We start from the raw sequence: 14,803 nt of genomic DNA, 5'->3' as shown, positions 1-14,803 counted from the left end.
GTTGTGCGCGGCCGGCTGCCCGCAGCCCTACGGCGGTGGGACAAAAACGTGCGGGACACAGCGGCAACTGGTGGGGCGCAACCGGCCTTTGTACACCTTTCCCGGCAACGAGCCGCCGGGCAGACGCAGTTCACCCGTGACCGGCCCAGGCGCACCGACGCCCGGCCGTAACAGCGCTCCACGCGCGCGTGGTGTCCGTCCGGCGGTCATGCCGTGTCCCTGGCGGGTAAGTCGTACCTGTGAGCGGGTGCCGGGCGGGAATGCCCATGCTCCGTTTCACGTTGTGCAGTACGAACACGAGGAGGAGCGGTCACAGTGCTTGATCCGCAGGGTTTGTACGCATGGGAGCCGAAAGGCCTGGCCGTCGTCGACATGGCGCTGGCGCAGGAGTCGGCCGGTCTTGTCATGCTCTACCACTTCGATGGGTACATCGACGCGGGTGAGACCGGCGACCAGATCGTCGACCGGCTGCTCGACACGCTGCCCAACCAAGTGGTGGCCCGCTTCGATCACGACCGGCTCGTGGACTACCGCGCGCGCCGCCCGCTGCTGACGTTCAAGCGCGACCGGTGGACCGACTACGAAGTCCCCACACTCGATGTGCGGCTCGTCCAGGACGCGACCGGGGCGCCGTTCCTGCTGCTGTCCGGACCCGAACCGGACGTCGAGTGGGAGCGCTTCGCCGTGGCCGTCCAGCAGATCATCGAGCGCCTCGGTGTCCGCCTGGCCGTGAACTTCCACGGCATCCCCATGGGCGTCCCGCACACGCGCCCCGTGGGCCTCACCCCGCACGGCAACCGCAACGAACTGGTGCCGGGCCATCGCAGCCCCTTCGAGGAGGCACAGGTTCCCGGCAGCGCCGAGTCGCTCGTCGAGTACCGCCTCATGGAGGCCGGCCACGACGTCCTGGGCGTCGCCGCGCACGTCCCGCACTACATCGCCCGCTCTCCGTACCCGGACGCCGCTCTGACCGTCCTGGAGGCCATCACGGCCGCCACGGGTCTGGTCCTGCCCGGCATCGCGCACGCACTGCGCACGGATGCCCACCGCACCCAGACGGAGATCGACCGTCAGATCCAGGAGGGCGACGAGGACCTCGTGGCCCTCGTCCAGGGCCTTGAACACCAGTACGACGCGGCTGCCGGCGCCGAGAGCCGGGGCAACATGCTCGCGGAGCCGGTCGAGATCCCGTCCGCCGACGAGATCGGCCTGGAGTTCGAGCGGTTCCTCGCGGAGCGGGAGGGCGAGGGCTGAGCCGCCGACGGTCGGCCTGACAGGGGCCGAGCCCGCAGGGCCGCCCTGTCGCGGCCGCTGTCAGTGGCAGGCCCTAAGCTGCCGGTCATGCTGACAGTGGGCCTGACCGGCGGCATCGGGGCCGGCAAGAGCGAGGTGTCGCGGCTCCTCGTCGCGCGTGGCGCCGTCCTGATCGACGCGGACCGTATCGCGCGCGAGGTCGTCGCGCCGGGGACCGAAGGCCTCGAGGCGGTCGTCGACGCCTTCGGTACGGAGGTGCTCGCCGAGGACGGCGGCCTCGACCGGCCCAAGCTGGGCTCGATCGTCTTCGCCGACCCGGAGAAGCTCGCCTCGCTCAACTCGATCGTGCACCCCTTGGTGGGCGTCCGCTCCCGCGCTCTCGAAGCCGCCGCGGCGGACGACGCGGTCGTGATCCACGACGTACCGCTGCTCGCGGAGAACGGACTCAAGTCGCTGTACGACCTCGTGATCGTCGTCGACGCGAGCCCCGAAACCCAGCTCGACCGGCTGGTCCGGCTGCGCGGCATGACGGAACACGACGCACGCGCGCGTATGGCCGCCCAGGCCACCCGCGAGCAGCGCCTGGAGATCGCGGACGTGGTCATCGACAACGACGTGCCGCTGCGAGAGCTGGAACAGCGTGTGACGGACGTATGGGCGGAACTCGTACGCAGAGCGCGGGCCGCGCGGGAATAGCGTTGCCGTGTCCTGGCGTTGAACCGCCCTAGTGAGGGAAGGACTCAGCCGTGCCCGAGACCAGCGGATGGACCGGACGTACTCCGGAGACGCATGTCATCGACTTCCGCGCGGCCGAGCGACTGCTCGAAGCCCGCGATCCCCGTGGCGCGGTGAAACTGCTCGACTCCGTGATCGCCGCGCACCCCGAGAACACGGCCGCCCGACTGCTGCGGGCGCGTGCCTTCTTCGCCGCCGCTCAACTGCGCCCTGCCGAGCTCGAGTTCACGATCGTCCTGGAGCGCGAGCCGGACAACGCCTTCGCGCACTACGCGCTCGCCCGCACCTACGAGCGCCAGCGCCGCCCCGAGCAGGCCAAGCGGCACTTCCGGCTGGCGGCGGCACTCGACCCGAACCCGCGCTATCTGGAAGCGGCGCGCTTCGACGACTCCCCGTCCTGAGCCTTCGCCGGTGGACGGTTCGACTCCGATGACCGCGTCCGCGTGCGTGAGGTCACGGGCCGTGTTCGGGCGGCCGGTACGGCGGGATGTCGGGGCCCGGCTGGTAGTGCGGGCCCTGTCGGATGTGCCGAAGGATCATGGTCAGGTCGACCGTGACGACCAGCCACAGCACACCGCAGGCAGCCGCCCACCCGGGACGCCCGGCGAGCGCGAACGCGGCCGTCCCCGCGATCGCCCAGACCAGCCCCCACACGCTCAGCCACAGCCGCGCCCGCAGAGCACTGCGCGCGGTCATCGGCTCACTGCCTGTACGCATCGGGACCACCACTCCTTTCTGCAACCTACTCTTCGCGCCTGACGTTGACCAAAGACCGTGGGTTGGACCGCCGGCCCACCGAGACGACGAGAGAGAACCACACCGTGCTGCCGGACGCCGACGACCTCCCCGAGATCCTGCTCGACCTGGCCGTGCCTCATGAGGACATCAACGAACTGGTCGCACTGCGGAGCCCGTTGACCCGTGACTCCGCCGCGATGCGACTCCTGGAGGAGTGTGTCGAGGGGCTGGTCCGGAACATGGGCGAGATCGGCGGGGCGGCACCATGGCCCGCCGACCGGATCGCGGAGCTGTTCACCGGGCGGGCGGAGGAACGGGCGGACGGGGCGGCGGCCGCGTTGGGCCGGTACTTCGCCGCGTACGTGTACGTCGCGGCGCTTCCCCGCGTACGCGCCCATCACCTTGCCCTGGGGATCTCGCCCGAGGTGTCCCGTCGTACGCTCGCCGATGTCGGGCGGAACATGGCGCTGCACCGCAGAAGGCACGGCCAGGGTGGTGCCCAGGCCCCGTGGTGGCTCCGGCTGCATTTTCACGGTGAGCTGTTCCAGCTGGGGCGGCTGCAGTTCCAGCGGGCACGTGTGGGAGAACAGGCGGCGGGGCCGCTCTCCGCCGCCGGCCTCGCCTCGGACGCCGACGCCATGTGTCTCAGCGTGCACATCCCCGACTTCCACGGACCGCTGTCCCCGGCCGCCTGCGACCGGTCCCTGGCCCTGGCCCCGGACTTCTTCGCGCGGCACTTTCCGGGGGAGCGGTACACGGCCGGGGTCTGTCACTCCTGGCTGCTGGATCCGCAGCTGAAGCGGTATCTGGGTGCGGACTCCAACATCGTCCGCTTCCAGGAACGCTTCCGGATCGCACCGGAGACGGGAGAGCCGGCCGACACCCAACCGGTCCAGTTCGTGTTCGGGAACCCGGACCTCCCGGTCGCCGAACTGCCCCGGCGGACCACAGTGGAACGGGCCGTGGGGGACCATCTGCGGGCGGGCGGCCACTGGTACATCGGGCACGGATGGTTCCCGCTCCCGCCGGTTTGACTCGAACGGGTGAACAAGCAGAGGGCGGGAACGGCCGTGCCGCTGCAGGCCGTTGTGCGGGCATGAGGCTGGAAATGCGTGAAGGCTATGAGGGCACGGGACCCGGTGCGATCACCCCGGACGGCTGCGCGGTGGAGCTCTACTCGCGGCTGCCGATCGGGGACGAGCCGGACATCATCGCCGCGTCGGCGCCCGAAGGCGCGCACATCCTGGAGCTCGGCAGTGGCGTCGGACGTATGACCCACCCGCTCCTGGAGCGCGGTTTCACGGTCACGGCGGTCGACGAGTCGGCCGAGATGCTGGAGCGCGTCCGGGGAGCGCGCACGATATGCGTCCCGATCGAGGATCTCGATCTGGGGGAGAAGTTCGACGTGGTGATGCTCGCGTCGTTCCTCGTGCACGCCGGCGACGCGGAGGTTCGGCGGGGACTGCTGCGCACCTGCGCCCGGCATCTCGCCGAGGGCGGCCAGGTGCTGATCCAGCGGGAGGGCGCGGACTACCACACGAACCTGCCCCGCGAACGGGTCGGCCCGAGCGGTTCCACGATACGGCTGGTGTCGTCGGAGCCGGTCGGGGACGGTGTCCACTCGGTGCGCGCGGAGTACGAGTTCCCGGACGCGGTGTGGACCCAGACCTTCCTGGCCCGGCCGTTGACACCGGAGCAGTTCGAGGAGGCTCTGGGGGAGGCGGGGCTGAGAGTCGACCGGTATCTGACGGAGGACGGGGTCTGGGTGAGAGCGGTCAGTGGGTAGGGAAAGGGTGTAGTGCACCGGGACACATGAGGCAGGGGGTTGTGGGATGAGCGGCACAGTGGTGGCGGTCAGCAGTAACGGCGGGTACTCGTTCAGCAAGCCGAACCGGGACAGCGTCAGACTGCTGGCCGGGCTCGGCGTGGAGGGCGACGTGCACGCCGGGACTACCGTCAAGCACCGATCGCGGATGGCGAAGGACCCCACGCAGCCGAACCTGCGCCAGGTTCACCTGATCCACGAGGAACTCCTCGCCGAGGTCGGTGAGGAGGGGTTCGAGGTGGCTCCCGGAGAACTCGGCGAGAACATCACCACCCGGGGGGTCGATCTGCTCGCGCTTCCGGTCGGCACCCTGCTGCACATCGGCGACGACGTGGTGCTGACGGTGACCGGTCTGCGCAACCCCTGTCTGCAGATCGACCACTTCGAGGACGGGCTGCTGAAACGCGTGGTCGGACGCGACGCCGCCGGAAACGTCGTCAGGAAGGCCGGAATCATGAGCATCGTCACGGAAGGAGGCGAGGTGCGCCCCGGAGACACCATCAAGGCCGAGCTTCCCAGCGGACCGCACCAGGCTCTGCGCCCGGTCTGAGAAGTCCCGCCGGGCGGCGATGAGTTCTGGGCCGACGGTCGGTCTACCTCTGTGACAGCAACGCGAACCGCTTCACACAGGAGACCTCCATGTCCGAGACCACCGCTCCCGTCACGTCCCTCACCGCCGCCGCGTCCACGACGCAGGTCGCTTCAGCCAAGCCGGTGTCCGCCCGTGGACGGCGCGCCTGGATCGCGCTGCGGGTGCTTCAGGTGGTGCTGGCACTCTTCTACGGGCTCGCGAGCGCGCTGCCCAAGCTGATCGCGCACTCGTCGGCCGCCGAGTCCTTCGACAAGATGGGCTGGGGCAGCGCGGGCATGTACACCATCGGGCTGCTCGAACTGGCCGGAGCGGTCGCGCTGTTGATCCCCGTGCTGCAGTCGGTGGCCGCGATGGCACTGAGCGCGCTGATGGTGGGCGCGTTCGTCGTGCAGGTCGCCGTCTTCGACGGGCAGTACGCGGCGACGCCCCTGATCCTCATCGTGCCGCTCACCCTCATCGCCTGGGCCCGCCGAGGACACAACGCGGACCTGCTGCGGCTGGTGCGGCGACAGGCGTGAGATGCCGGCGTACGGTGGGGGTGGCGTTCGGGGGTCGCGGGGACCCTGCCGGACGCCACTGCCGCGTCCTCGGCCCGTGCGGGGTCAGGCCCATGAGGGCTTTGCGAGGACAGGGGAGCCGGCCGCCGGCTCCTCCTACTCGTCGTCGGGGCCGGTGAGGCCTCGGAGGCGGTCCATCTCGCGGCGGTCACGCTTCGTCGGGCGGCCCGTGCCGCGGTCGCGGATGCCTGCCGGGGCGACGGCCTCGCGGGGAGGCGGGGGAGGGCTGTTGTCGACGTAGCACTCGGCGGCCACCGGGGCTCCGACCCGCTTGCGGATCAGGCGCTTCACCACGACGATCCGCTCGTGACCGGCGTGGCGGTAGCGGACCTCGTCGCCGACGCGCACGGCGTACGCGGGCTTCACGCGCTCGCCGTTGACGCGTACGTGGCCGCCTCGGCAGGCGGTCGCCCCCATGGAACGGGTCTTCACGAGACGTACGGACCAGATCCAGCTGTCGATCCGGACGCTCTCACCGCTCGCCGGACGGGCGGCGTCGGCCGCGGCCACCGCAGGGGAGGCCGGTGCGGTGTCTGCCACGGTGCCGTCCTGGGTGCTGTCCTCGGGGTGCGCGCTGCCTTCGGTGTCCGTGTCCTCGGGAGCCCTGCCAGATGCCATGCCCTCGACTTTAGTACTCCGGTCCAGTGCTCCGGCTCTACCGTGGACGTATGGACACCAGTCTCTCGGAGCTCGACGAGCGGATCGCCGGGTGCCGGGCCTGCCCTCGGCTGGTCGCCTGGCGGGAGGAGGTCGCCCGTACGAAGCGGGCCGGCTTCGCGGACTGGGACTACTGGGGGCGGCCGGTGCCGGGGTTCGGGCCGGCGGACGCCCGGCTGCTGATCGTCGGGCTGGCGCCCGCCGCCCACGGCGGGAACCGCACCGGCCGGATGTTCACCGGGGACCGCTCCGGAGATGTGCTGTACGCGGCGCTGCACGAGGTCGGGCTCGCCTCGCAGGCAGGTGCGGTGAGCGTCGACGACGGGCTCGAACTGTACGGCGTACGCATCACCTCACCCGTGCACTGCGCCCCGCCCGCCAACAAGCCGACGCCCGAGGAGCGGGACGCGTGCCGGCCGTGGCTGGTGAGCGAACTGGAGCTGCTCCGGCCGACCCTGCGGGCCGCGGTGGTGCTCGGGGCGTTCGGCTGGCAGGCGGCGCTGCCCGCCCTCGACGCGGCCGGCTGGAGCGTGCCGCGTCCGCGTCCCGCCTTCGGACACGGGGCGCGGGTCACGCTCGGCGGCGGGCTGCGCCTCTTCGGCTGCTTCCACGTCAGTCAGCGCAACACCTTCACCGGCCGCCTCACACCCGCGATGCTCCGGGATGTGCTGCGGGACGCGGCGAGCGCGGCCGGCCTTCCGCACGAGCGGTGAGAGCGCCGATGCCAGGACCGGCGCCCGCACGAAATTCGCGCGACCGGACCGGCGTACGCGCGTTACGTTGCCCTGATGGGCCTGTATCCGGAGATCGAACCGTACGACCACGGCATGCTCGACGTCGGGGACGGCAACCACGTCTACTGGGAGGTCTGCGGCAACCCGCGGGGCAAACCGGCGGTGTTCCTGCACGGGGGGCCTGGGTCCGGAGCGAGCGCCTTCTCCCGGCGGTACTTCGATCCGGCCGCGTACCGGATCGTGCTGTTCGATCAGCGTGGCGCGGGGCGTTCGACACCGCACGCGAGCGCGTACGACACCGATATGAGTGTCAACACGACGGCCCACATCCTGGCCGATCTGGAGCTGCTGCGGCGGCACTTGGGGATCGAACGCTGGCTGGTGTGGGGGGTGTCGTGGGGGTCGGCGCTCGGGCTGCGGTACGCGCAGACGCACCCGGAGGTCGTGTCCGAGCTGGTGCTCACCGCCGTCGCCACCGGCTCCGACGCCGAAGTGGCCCTGCTGACCAGGGGACTTGGGCAACTGTTCCCCGAGGCGTTCGAGAAGTTCCGCGCCGGGGTGCCGGAAGACGAGCGGGACGGGAACCTGGCCGCCGCGTACAACCGGCTGCTGGAGTCGCCCGACCCCGAGGTACGAGAGCGCGCCGCGCGGGCGTGGACCGACTGGGAGACGGCCATGGTCCCGGCGCCGCCCCGTTCCGTACCGCGCTACGAGGACCCGGTGTTCCGCATGGGCTTCGCCCGGACCGTCACCCACTACTGGGGTGCCGACCACTTCCTGGGTGAGGGCAACGAGGGCGCGCACGGCGTCGTACTGCGCGACGCGCACCTGCTCAAGAACATCCCCGGCACCCTCGTCCAGGGCAGCCTCGACCCCGGGAACCTGCTGGGCACCGTGTGGCGGCTCCATCACGCCTGGCCCGGCAGTGAGTTGATCGTCGTCGACGAGGTGGGGCACAACGCGGGGGCGCCCGGCATGGTGGACGAGCTGGTGGCGGCCACGGACCGGTACGCCGCCCGCGGCCGAGTCGGCTGACCGCGTGCCGGCTGTCCGCTAGCGATTGCGTCGGGTACGGTCCCGGGTGCGCTCGCCCGAGGACTGGATGAACTGCAGTTCCAGCGTGGGCGGGGGAGGGGCGACTCCCGGGCCGCCCGCCTCCGCCCAGCGGAGTATCTCGTCAGTGCAGTCGTCGCCCATCGACCAGCCGATCCACACGGCTTTCCCGCCGCGCCTGCGGCCCTCGCCGGACGGCTGTACGACGATGACGTTCGCCTGGTCGCAGGGGCCGAGGCAGTCCGCCGTACGGACCGAGAGGCGTCCGGCGGAGGCCGTGGCCGCCGCACGCAGCCGGTCCAGCTGCCAGTCGTGGTCGTAGCCGGGGTACTTGCGCGGGTCGCCGCAGCAGCAGCCACGGCAGACGACCAGCGTGCAGGGGCGGGTGCGGGCGGCGCCGATCACCGTACGGGCGCTCACAGGTCGCCTCCCGTTCCGAAGAGGTGCCGTACCGTCGAGCGGTGGTTGGCCTGGACGTGGGTCAGGGCGTGGGCGCGGGCCCGCGCCGGGTCGCCGGACGCGATCGCGTCGTACAACTCGCGGTGTTCGGTGAGGAGATGGGGCCACTCCTCGTTGCGGCGGGTGAGCCAGCGCAGTCGGCCGTCGACCGGTTCCATGACCGAGATCAGCAGGCTGTTGCCGGCAGTGGCCAGGATGCGGTCGTGGAAGCGGGTGTTGACGTCGGTGATGGTCTCGGCGTCGTCCGCCGCCGTCGCCGCGGCGGCCCGGTCCAGGAGTTCCGCCAGTTCCGCCAGGTCCGCCGGGGTCGCGCGGGTCGCGGCGAGGCCGGACGCGTAGACCTCCAACGCCTCGCGGAGTTCGAAGAGTTCGGCCACGTCGGTCCGGGTGAGACGGCGTACGACCGTGCGCCGCGGGGTCTCGAAGAGGACGAAGCCCTCGGCGACCAGGGCCCGGATCGCCTCGCGGACGGGGACCCGGGAGACCCCGAATCGCTCGGCCAGTTCGCGTTCGACGAGCCGGTCCCCGGGCCCGAGCCGGCCCGCGATGATCTCCTCCCGCAGGGCCGCCAGGACCCGCTCGCGCACCGCTCCGAGCGGTTCGATCTTCGTCATGGGCCCATCTTCGCCGACCTGGGGGTGATTTACGGAGCCGTAACAGAGCGGATATCGGACCGGACTCTTGACGGAGGGACCATGACGGCAGTTTGGTATACCAAACAAAACCGCCTCTCGCTCCACCATCCCCCCGCCTCCTCCCGCTTCGTCCCCTCGCCCCTGGAGTCACCGTGTCCCTAGCCGACCGTGCCGAAGTCACCGGTACCCCAGCCTTCGTCCCCGATCCCCGGCTCACCAACGAGGACCTCGCGCCCGCGGGCAAGCGCAACTGGAAGGTCTTCGACCTCTTCGCGATGTGGATGTCGGACGTCCACAACCTGGGCAACTACACGTTCGCGGCAGGTCTGCTGGTCCTCGGCATGAACGTGTGGCAGATCTTCACCTCCCTCCTCGTCGGCTTCGTGATCATCTATGTCGGCATGAACTGGATGGGGAGGATCGGCCAGCGGCACGGCGTTCCGTTCCCCGTGATCAGCCGGATCAGCTTCGGCGTCTGGGGCGCCAACATCCCCGCGCTGATCAGGGCCGTCATCGCCATCATGTGGTACGGCATCCAGACCTACCTGGCCTCCGTCGCCGTCAACGTCATGCTCCTCGCGGCCTGGCCGGGGCTCGAATCATGGACGCACAGCTCGTTCCTCGGGCTCGACGCGCTCGGCTGGCTCTCCTTCGTCTCGCTGTGGCTGATCCAGGCGCTGATCATCAGTCAGGGCATGGAGTCCGTACGGAAGTTCCAGGACTTCTGCGGTCCGGCCATCTGGCTGGTCATGATCGCGCTCGCCGTCTGGGTCCTCTCCAAGGCGGGCTGGACCATCTCGCTCACCTCCACCCCGCACCCGGTCTCCGTCGGCGAGCAGTGGCGGCAGTGGTTCGGTGCGATCGGGCTGATCATCGCCACGTACGGCACGCTGATGCTCAACTTCTGCGACTTCTCCCGCTTCGCGCCCGACTACAGGACCGTCAAGCGCGGCAACTTCTGGGGACTCCCCTTCAACTCGACGGCCTTCGTGATCGTCTCGGTCATCGTCACGGCCGGCTCCATCGAGGTGTTCGGCGAGGCCATCACCGACCCCGCGGAGCTGGTCGCCAAGGTCGGCAACACCTGGGTGCTCGTACTGGCGGCCCTGACCTTCGCCATCGCCACCATGGGCGTCAACATCGTCGCCAACTTCGTCTCACCCGCCTACGACCTGGCCAACGTCTGGCCGCAGAAGATCAGCTTCAGGATCGGCGGCATGATCAGCACGGTGGCCGCGCTGGTGGTGACCCCGTGGAACCTCTTCTCGAACCCGACGGTCGTCCAGTACTTCCTCGGCGGTCTCGGCGCCTTCCTGGGACCGCTGTTCGGCGTGATCATGCTCGACTACTTCTGGGTCAAGAAGGGCCGCATCGACGTCGACGAACTCTTCAACGGCGAGCCCGGGTCGCGCTATTACTACCGCAAGGGCGTCAACCCCAAGGCCCTGTGGGCCTTCCTGCCCGCGGCCGGTGTCGCGGCGGTGCTCGCCCTGGTGAAGGACTTCCACGATGTGGCCCCGTACTCGTGGTTCATCGGCACGGCGCTGGCGGCGGGGCTGTACGCGCTCCTGTGCCGGGACGAGCGGGCCGAGGCGGTCGGCGCCGAAACGTCGTCCGCTTCCGCTACCGAGTCTGCGGCGGGCTGAGCGTGCGGATCGTCGTCACCAACTGCAACACGACGCGGACGATGACCGAGAACTGTAAACGGGGGTGCCCGGGCCGCCGCAGGCCCGGGCACCACCGTGCGCGGTCTCACCCCCGCGTGGGGCCCCGAGTCGGCGGAGGGCTGGCTCGACAGCTATCTCTCGGCCGCCGCCGTCCTCGACACCCTGCGGACCTACGAGGGTCCCTGCGACGCCGTCGTCATGGCCGGGTTCGGTGAGCACGGGCGGGAGGGCGTGCGGGAGTTGATGGACGTACCCGTCGTCGACATCACCGAGGCCGCCGCGCACCTCGCGTGTCTGCTCGGGCGGCGCTACGGGGTCGTCACCACCCTCGAACGCTCGTGCGGCCAGATCGAGGACAGCCTCGACACCGCCGGCGTCGGCCGGAACTGCGCCGCCGTCGTCGGCACCGGGCTCGGCGTCCTCGAACTCGGCGACGACCGGCGCACCGAGGAGGCGTTCGTCGCGGCGGCCGAGCGGGCGGTGGCGGCGGGGGCCGAGGTACTGGTCCTGGGCTGCGCCGGGATGACCGGTCTGCAGCGGGCGGTGGGGGAGAAGCTGGGGCTGCCGGTGGTCGACGGGGTGGGCGCGGCGGTCAAGCTGGCGGAGTCACTGGTCACCCTGGGACTGACGACGAGCCGGGCGGGGAGCTATGCGAAGCCGTTGCCCAAGAGGCGGGGGTGGGGACGACCGGCGGAGTGAGGGGGCGGGGCTCAGGGGCGGGAGTTCCGGGGTGCCTGTGAGGTGCTCTCGGGGCCGCTCGGCGGGTGATGGGCGCGGGCAGCGGGCGGCGTGACGGCGGACTCCGGGGCTTGGGGAGGCCGTCCGGGACGGTCACCGGCACGCGCGGTTCGACGCCCGGCCGTGGATCGGACGGTCGGGCGAGTCCGACGGCACCTGCCGGGGCGGGCCGCCGGCCGGACAGCAGCAGGTGTCGCGCCCTCGACCTGGCCCGCGACGCACGGCGGTGAGCCCGGGCCCGCCGCCCCTATGTGCGGTTCGGCTGCCAGACGTACCGCACGTCCGGCTCACGCTCCTCGTTCTCATGGCCGTCCGTGTGCTCGACGGCGACGAAGCCGTGGCGCTCGTAGAAGCGGTGGGCGGGCTTGTTGACCTGAAAGGTCCACAGGGTCAGTCCGCCCGGGCTGCGTTCCTTCGCGAGGGCGACGAAGAGGTCACCGATGCCGTGTCCACGCCAGTCGGGGAGCAGATACAGCTGGGACACCTCGTCACCGGCGAGCACCATCACGCCGACCGTCCCAGCCCCGGACGGCGCCTCCGCGACCCAGGTCTCGCGGTACGGCACCACCACGTCCCGGAAGTAGTCGCGGACCTCGTCGTCGGACCGTGGCCAGGTGACGGTGGGCAGGGCGACGGTTCTGGACCGCAACAGCACCTCGGCCGCGGCACCGGCGTCGTCGGCCGTCGCGCGGCGGAGGGTGATCTTCGGGGCGGGGGCTGAGGGGGTCACGGGGGCGGAGCCTGCCAGAGGTGCCGTACCGAACGCACCTGGATTTACGGGACGGCGGCCGTCGCCGTGATCTCCACCAGTTGTCCGGTGTAACCGAGGCAGGCCACCCCGACCAGGGTCGACGAATGCGGTCCGGTGGACAGCCCCGACGCCTCGACGACCTCCCAGACGGCGCCCAGTACCCCCGGCTCGCCGCTCACGACGTACACATCGGTCGCCAGGACATGCGAGAAATCGCTGCCCACGGCCCGGAGTTGCTCGCCCAGATTGGCGATCACCTGTTCCGCCTGCCGCACGGGATCGCCCACGCCCACGATCCGCCCCTCCGCGTCCAGCGGCACGGAGCCGGCGAGAAACGCGAGCCGTGTGCCCGCCTCGACGACGGACGCATGGGAGTACGTGGGCGGCGGGAACAGACCGGGGACGGTGACGCGCTTGACCATGGCGGGCTCCTCAGGGAGGTGAGTGGTGGGACGGCTGACGGAGGACGGACGGCGCGGACGCGAAGGGCGCCCGCAGGGCGACCCGCCGATCATGCGGAAATCCGGGTGTCTGCGCACCCGGATTTCCGTCGTTGGCGCGCTGTTGTGGTCGTACGGCGTCCGATGTCCGGCCCGTCCGTGTCGCTGGTGAGCGCGGGTAGGTGTCAGTCGCCGCGCGAGTGGGACGGCCGGCGGCCGTACAGGCCTGTCAGTCGCCAGCCGTCGTCGCGTGCCACCTTCTCGAAGGTCTCGATCTTCCGCGCGAGACCCTCCGGGTCGCCGATGTCGCACCACCGGCCCGCGAGCGCCTCGGCCCACTCCTCCTCCCCTCTCACCAACGGCAGCCCGCGCACGGCGAGATGCAGCGCGAGTGTCGACCGCGCGTAGTGACGGACGGCGTTCAGCTCGTCGCGGGTACGGGCGTACTGCTCGGTCTCCCGCAGCCGCAACCGTCCGTCGACGGCATCGGCGACGAGCAGCGGGGCCGTCGCTCCGGGTGCGCACGCCTCCGGATCCGTCACCAGGAACGTCAACTCGCCCTCGGACTCGCTGACTTCGTACCGGGGCAGGTACGACAGCCGGGCGAGCCCCAGCGCGTGCTTCCACGACGTCACCCACAGGCCCCGGTTGAGGTAGTAGCGAACGCTGCGCTGCCAGGTCCAGCACGTGTCGAGCCGGAAGCCGTGCAGACCCTCGGCGCGGCACGCCTCGTACACGGTGTCCAGCGTCGACGAGGCGAGGCCGCGTCGCCGGGCGACGGGATGGACGTACAGCGACGAGACGCGCAGCGAGCCCACGCCGCTCGGCCAGGTGTCCACGGCGACCGTTCCGAGCGGTCCCCTCGGCCGCCCGCCCTTCTTGTCCTCGGCGGGGTCCCCGATCCAGTACCTCCTGCAGTAGTCGTCGTTGTGTGCGTACTCCCGCCCGGTCGCCCCCAGCCGAAGGCGCAACCGCTTCTCGTGCGAAGCCGTGAGCGAGTCCGGGTCGGCACACTCGCCGAGGGCGCCCTCGGCGAGTGAGGCCAGGTCCCAGAGGCCGAACCGGTGTCCTTCGGCGGCCCCGACCGGGCGCAGGCCGGGGCACGCCGCCAGACGTTCGTGCACGCGCAGGGCGAGATCATCTTCCATGGCCGGAGCGTAGGGACGTGGGCAGGGCGCATGTCCGGCCCGGGAGGGGATCTCACCTGGGGATTCACCTTGGCGGTGGACCCGCTCATTGGTCGCGCGTTTGCCTCTCGCACTCCTGTTCAAGCGGCGGGTACGCCTCGGCGATGGCCGCGCAGATCCGCCGGCGGAGCAGTTCCGTGGCTTCCTTCCGGCCGGAGTCCCGCTCGCCTCCCGGCAGACCGTCCAGGAGCCCGTCGTAGTGACTCATCCGGTGCCGTAGGTAGTCGACCTTCCAGGGGGCGAGAGAAGCGCGATGGACGCGACCGGTGTCCTGCGCGGAGTCGTCGTCGGCCAGCTCGATCCGACAGCCGGCCGCCGCCTCGCGCCGGGCCCGGTGTTCGACCGCCCGCAGGGCGAGTTTGCCCGGATCCAGCCGCGGTACCTCGATCGGCTCGGTCCTGATGCGCTCCAGAACCTCCAGGCGCCGACGGCGTACCGCGTTCCGCACCGCCTCCGATCGCCGTGCCGAGAATGCCGCCACCCTCCGGAACTCGTCGGTCCGCTCGGCCGTCTCGACCCGCTCGACGCGGTACAGCCGAACCTGCGGCGCCGCGCTCAGCCGCGGATTGACGCTGAGGCGGTCCGGTGCCCCGAGCAGCCGGTGCACCATTCCGCCGGTCCACCCGCGAGCCCGCAGTCCCGCCGAGGAGACGTACCGCTGCCCGTCCTCCTCATGACGATCACCGCTCTGTGAGCTCTGCGGATCCCGACTGTCCTCATAGCCCCGATCGCCGGCATGACAATCCATGACTACCTCCCCCGTAGCTCGGTCGTGACGCTC

General features: G+C 70.8%; 18 protein-coding genes and 1 pseudogene. 11 read left to right on the top strand and 8 right to left on the bottom strand.

Going from position 1 to position 14,803, the window contains the following annotated elements; genetic code table 11:
* Positions 1-315: 315 nt before the first annotated feature.
* The 3 genes from STRTUCAR8_RS45180 (at position 316) to STRTUCAR8_RS45170 (ending at position 2,390) form a co-directional block, all read left to right on the top strand.
* The gene (locus STRTUCAR8_RS45180) at positions 316-1,254 is read left to right on the top strand and encodes a PAC2 family protein (protein WP_006383227.1); all 939 of its coding nucleotides are present in this window, start codon (positions 316-318) and stop codon (positions 1,252-1,254) included.
* An 87-nt stretch (positions 1,255-1,341) separates the two neighbouring features.
* Entirely contained in the window at positions 1,342-1,950 is a 609-nt protein-coding gene (coaE, locus tag STRTUCAR8_RS45175) for a dephospho-CoA kinase (RefSeq protein ID WP_044473991.1), read from the top strand.
* A 50-nt stretch (positions 1,951-2,000) separates the two neighbouring features.
* Positions 2,001-2,390 carry a tetratricopeptide repeat protein gene (locus tag STRTUCAR8_RS45170; protein ID WP_006383215.1) on the top strand — a complete coding sequence of 130 codons (390 nt, stop codon included), beginning with the start codon at positions 2,001-2,003 and terminating at the stop codon, positions 2,388-2,390.
* A gap of 52 nt (positions 2,391-2,442) precedes the next feature.
* Here STRTUCAR8_RS45170 and STRTUCAR8_RS45165 read toward each other — a convergent pair whose 3' ends face one another.
* On the bottom strand, positions 2,443-2,706 hold the full coding sequence (locus STRTUCAR8_RS45165) for a DUF6343 family protein (RefSeq protein ID WP_006383202.1): 264 nt from the start codon (positions 2,704-2,706) through the stop codon (positions 2,443-2,445).
* A 62-nt stretch (positions 2,707-2,768) separates the two neighbouring features.
* Here STRTUCAR8_RS45165 and STRTUCAR8_RS45160 point away from each other — a divergent pair, with 62 nt between their 5' ends.
* The 4 genes from STRTUCAR8_RS45160 to STRTUCAR8_RS45145 all read left to right on the top strand — a co-directional run bounded on the left by STRTUCAR8_RS45160 (position 2,769) and on the right by STRTUCAR8_RS45145 (position 5,662).
* Entirely contained in the window at positions 2,769-3,761 is a 993-nt protein-coding gene (locus STRTUCAR8_RS45160; RefSeq protein WP_006383196.1) for an acyltransferase domain-containing protein, read from the top strand.
* 74 nt (positions 3,762-3,835) lie between these two features.
* Positions 3,836-4,513 carry a class I SAM-dependent methyltransferase gene (locus STRTUCAR8_RS45155; protein WP_006383222.1) on the top strand — a complete coding sequence of 226 codons (678 nt, stop codon included), beginning with the start codon at positions 3,836-3,838 and terminating at the stop codon, positions 4,511-4,513.
* Between the two features lie 46 nt (positions 4,514-4,559).
* Positions 4,560-5,102 (top strand): MOSC domain-containing protein, encoded by a 543-nt coding sequence (locus STRTUCAR8_RS45150; protein ID WP_006383201.1) that lies wholly within the window; start codon positions 4,560-4,562, stop codon positions 5,100-5,102.
* Between the two features lie 89 nt (positions 5,103-5,191).
* Entirely contained in the window at positions 5,192-5,662 is a 471-nt protein-coding gene (locus STRTUCAR8_RS45145; RefSeq protein WP_006383220.1) for a DoxX family protein, read from the top strand.
* Between the two features lie 135 nt (positions 5,663-5,797).
* On the opposite strand, the gene STRTUCAR8_RS45140 is transcribed toward STRTUCAR8_RS45145, so the two are convergent.
* Positions 5,798-6,319 carry an RNA-binding S4 domain-containing protein gene (locus STRTUCAR8_RS45140; RefSeq protein ID WP_006383197.1) on the bottom strand — a complete coding sequence of 174 codons (522 nt, stop codon included), beginning with the start codon at positions 6,317-6,319 and terminating at the stop codon, positions 5,798-5,800.
* Positions 6,320-6,369: 50 nt separating this feature from the next.
* Here STRTUCAR8_RS45140 and STRTUCAR8_RS45135 point away from each other — a divergent pair, with 50 nt between their 5' ends.
* Positions 6,370-7,071 carry a uracil-DNA glycosylase gene (locus tag STRTUCAR8_RS45135; RefSeq protein ID WP_006383223.1) on the top strand — a complete coding sequence of 234 codons (702 nt, stop codon included), beginning with the start codon at positions 6,370-6,372 and terminating at the stop codon, positions 7,069-7,071.
* A 75-nt stretch (positions 7,072-7,146) separates the two neighbouring features.
* Positions 7,147-8,127 carry a prolyl aminopeptidase gene (pip, locus tag STRTUCAR8_RS45130; RefSeq protein ID WP_006383166.1) on the top strand — a complete coding sequence of 327 codons (981 nt, stop codon included), beginning with the start codon at positions 7,147-7,149 and terminating at the stop codon, positions 8,125-8,127.
* A gap of 18 nt (positions 8,128-8,145) precedes the next feature.
* On the opposite strand, the gene STRTUCAR8_RS45125 is transcribed toward pip, so the two are convergent.
* Entirely contained in the window at positions 8,146-8,565 is a 420-nt protein-coding gene (locus STRTUCAR8_RS45125) for a hypothetical protein (protein WP_006383203.1), read from the bottom strand.
* On the bottom strand, positions 8,562-9,218 hold the full coding sequence (locus STRTUCAR8_RS45120; RefSeq protein WP_006383210.1) for a GntR family transcriptional regulator: 657 nt from the start codon (positions 9,216-9,218) through the stop codon (positions 8,562-8,564). The genes STRTUCAR8_RS45125 and STRTUCAR8_RS45120 overlap by 4 nt, the downstream gene beginning before the upstream one ends.
* Before the next feature lie 173 nt (positions 9,219-9,391).
* Here STRTUCAR8_RS45120 and STRTUCAR8_RS45115 point away from each other — a divergent pair, with 173 nt between their 5' ends.
* Positions 9,392-10,885: an NCS1 family nucleobase:cation symporter-1 gene (locus tag STRTUCAR8_RS45115; protein ID WP_006383207.1), complete on the top strand. Its 1,494-nt coding sequence runs from the start codon at positions 9,392-9,394 to the stop codon at positions 10,883-10,885.
* A gap of 2 nt (positions 10,886-10,887) precedes the next feature.
* Positions 10,888-11,605, top strand: a pseudogene (locus tag STRTUCAR8_RS45110) (aspartate/glutamate racemase family protein).
* 286 nt (positions 11,606-11,891) lie between these two features.
* Here STRTUCAR8_RS45110 and STRTUCAR8_RS45105 read toward each other — a convergent pair.
* The 4 genes from STRTUCAR8_RS45105 to STRTUCAR8_RS45090 form a co-directional block, all read right to left on the bottom strand.
* Positions 11,892-12,374, bottom strand: a complete 483-nt coding sequence (locus STRTUCAR8_RS45105) for a GNAT family N-acetyltransferase (RefSeq protein ID WP_006383204.1) — start codon at positions 12,372-12,374, stop codon at positions 11,892-11,894.
* A gap of 44 nt (positions 12,375-12,418) precedes the next feature.
* Entirely contained in the window at positions 12,419-12,817 is a 399-nt protein-coding gene (locus STRTUCAR8_RS45100; RefSeq protein ID WP_006383173.1) for a RidA family protein, read from the bottom strand.
* A gap of 203 nt (positions 12,818-13,020) precedes the next feature.
* Positions 13,021-13,983: a GNAT family N-acetyltransferase gene (locus STRTUCAR8_RS45095; RefSeq protein ID WP_006383190.1), complete on the bottom strand. Its 963-nt coding sequence runs from the start codon at positions 13,981-13,983 to the stop codon at positions 13,021-13,023.
* An 85-nt stretch (positions 13,984-14,068) separates the two neighbouring features.
* A complete protein-coding gene (locus tag STRTUCAR8_RS45090; RefSeq protein WP_006383193.1) occupies positions 14,069-14,770 on the bottom strand; it encodes a hypothetical protein in 702 nt (233 codons plus the stop codon).
* Positions 14,771-14,803: the final 33 nt, after the last annotated feature.

Source organism: Streptomyces turgidiscabies Car8, from assembly GCF_000331005.1.
GTDB lineage: Bacteria > Actinomycetota > Actinomycetes > Streptomycetales > Streptomycetaceae > Streptomyces > Streptomyces turgidiscabies.
The sequence above is the reverse complement of the archived record's forward strand: the minus strand, read 5'-3'. Positions and strand labels throughout refer to the sequence as shown.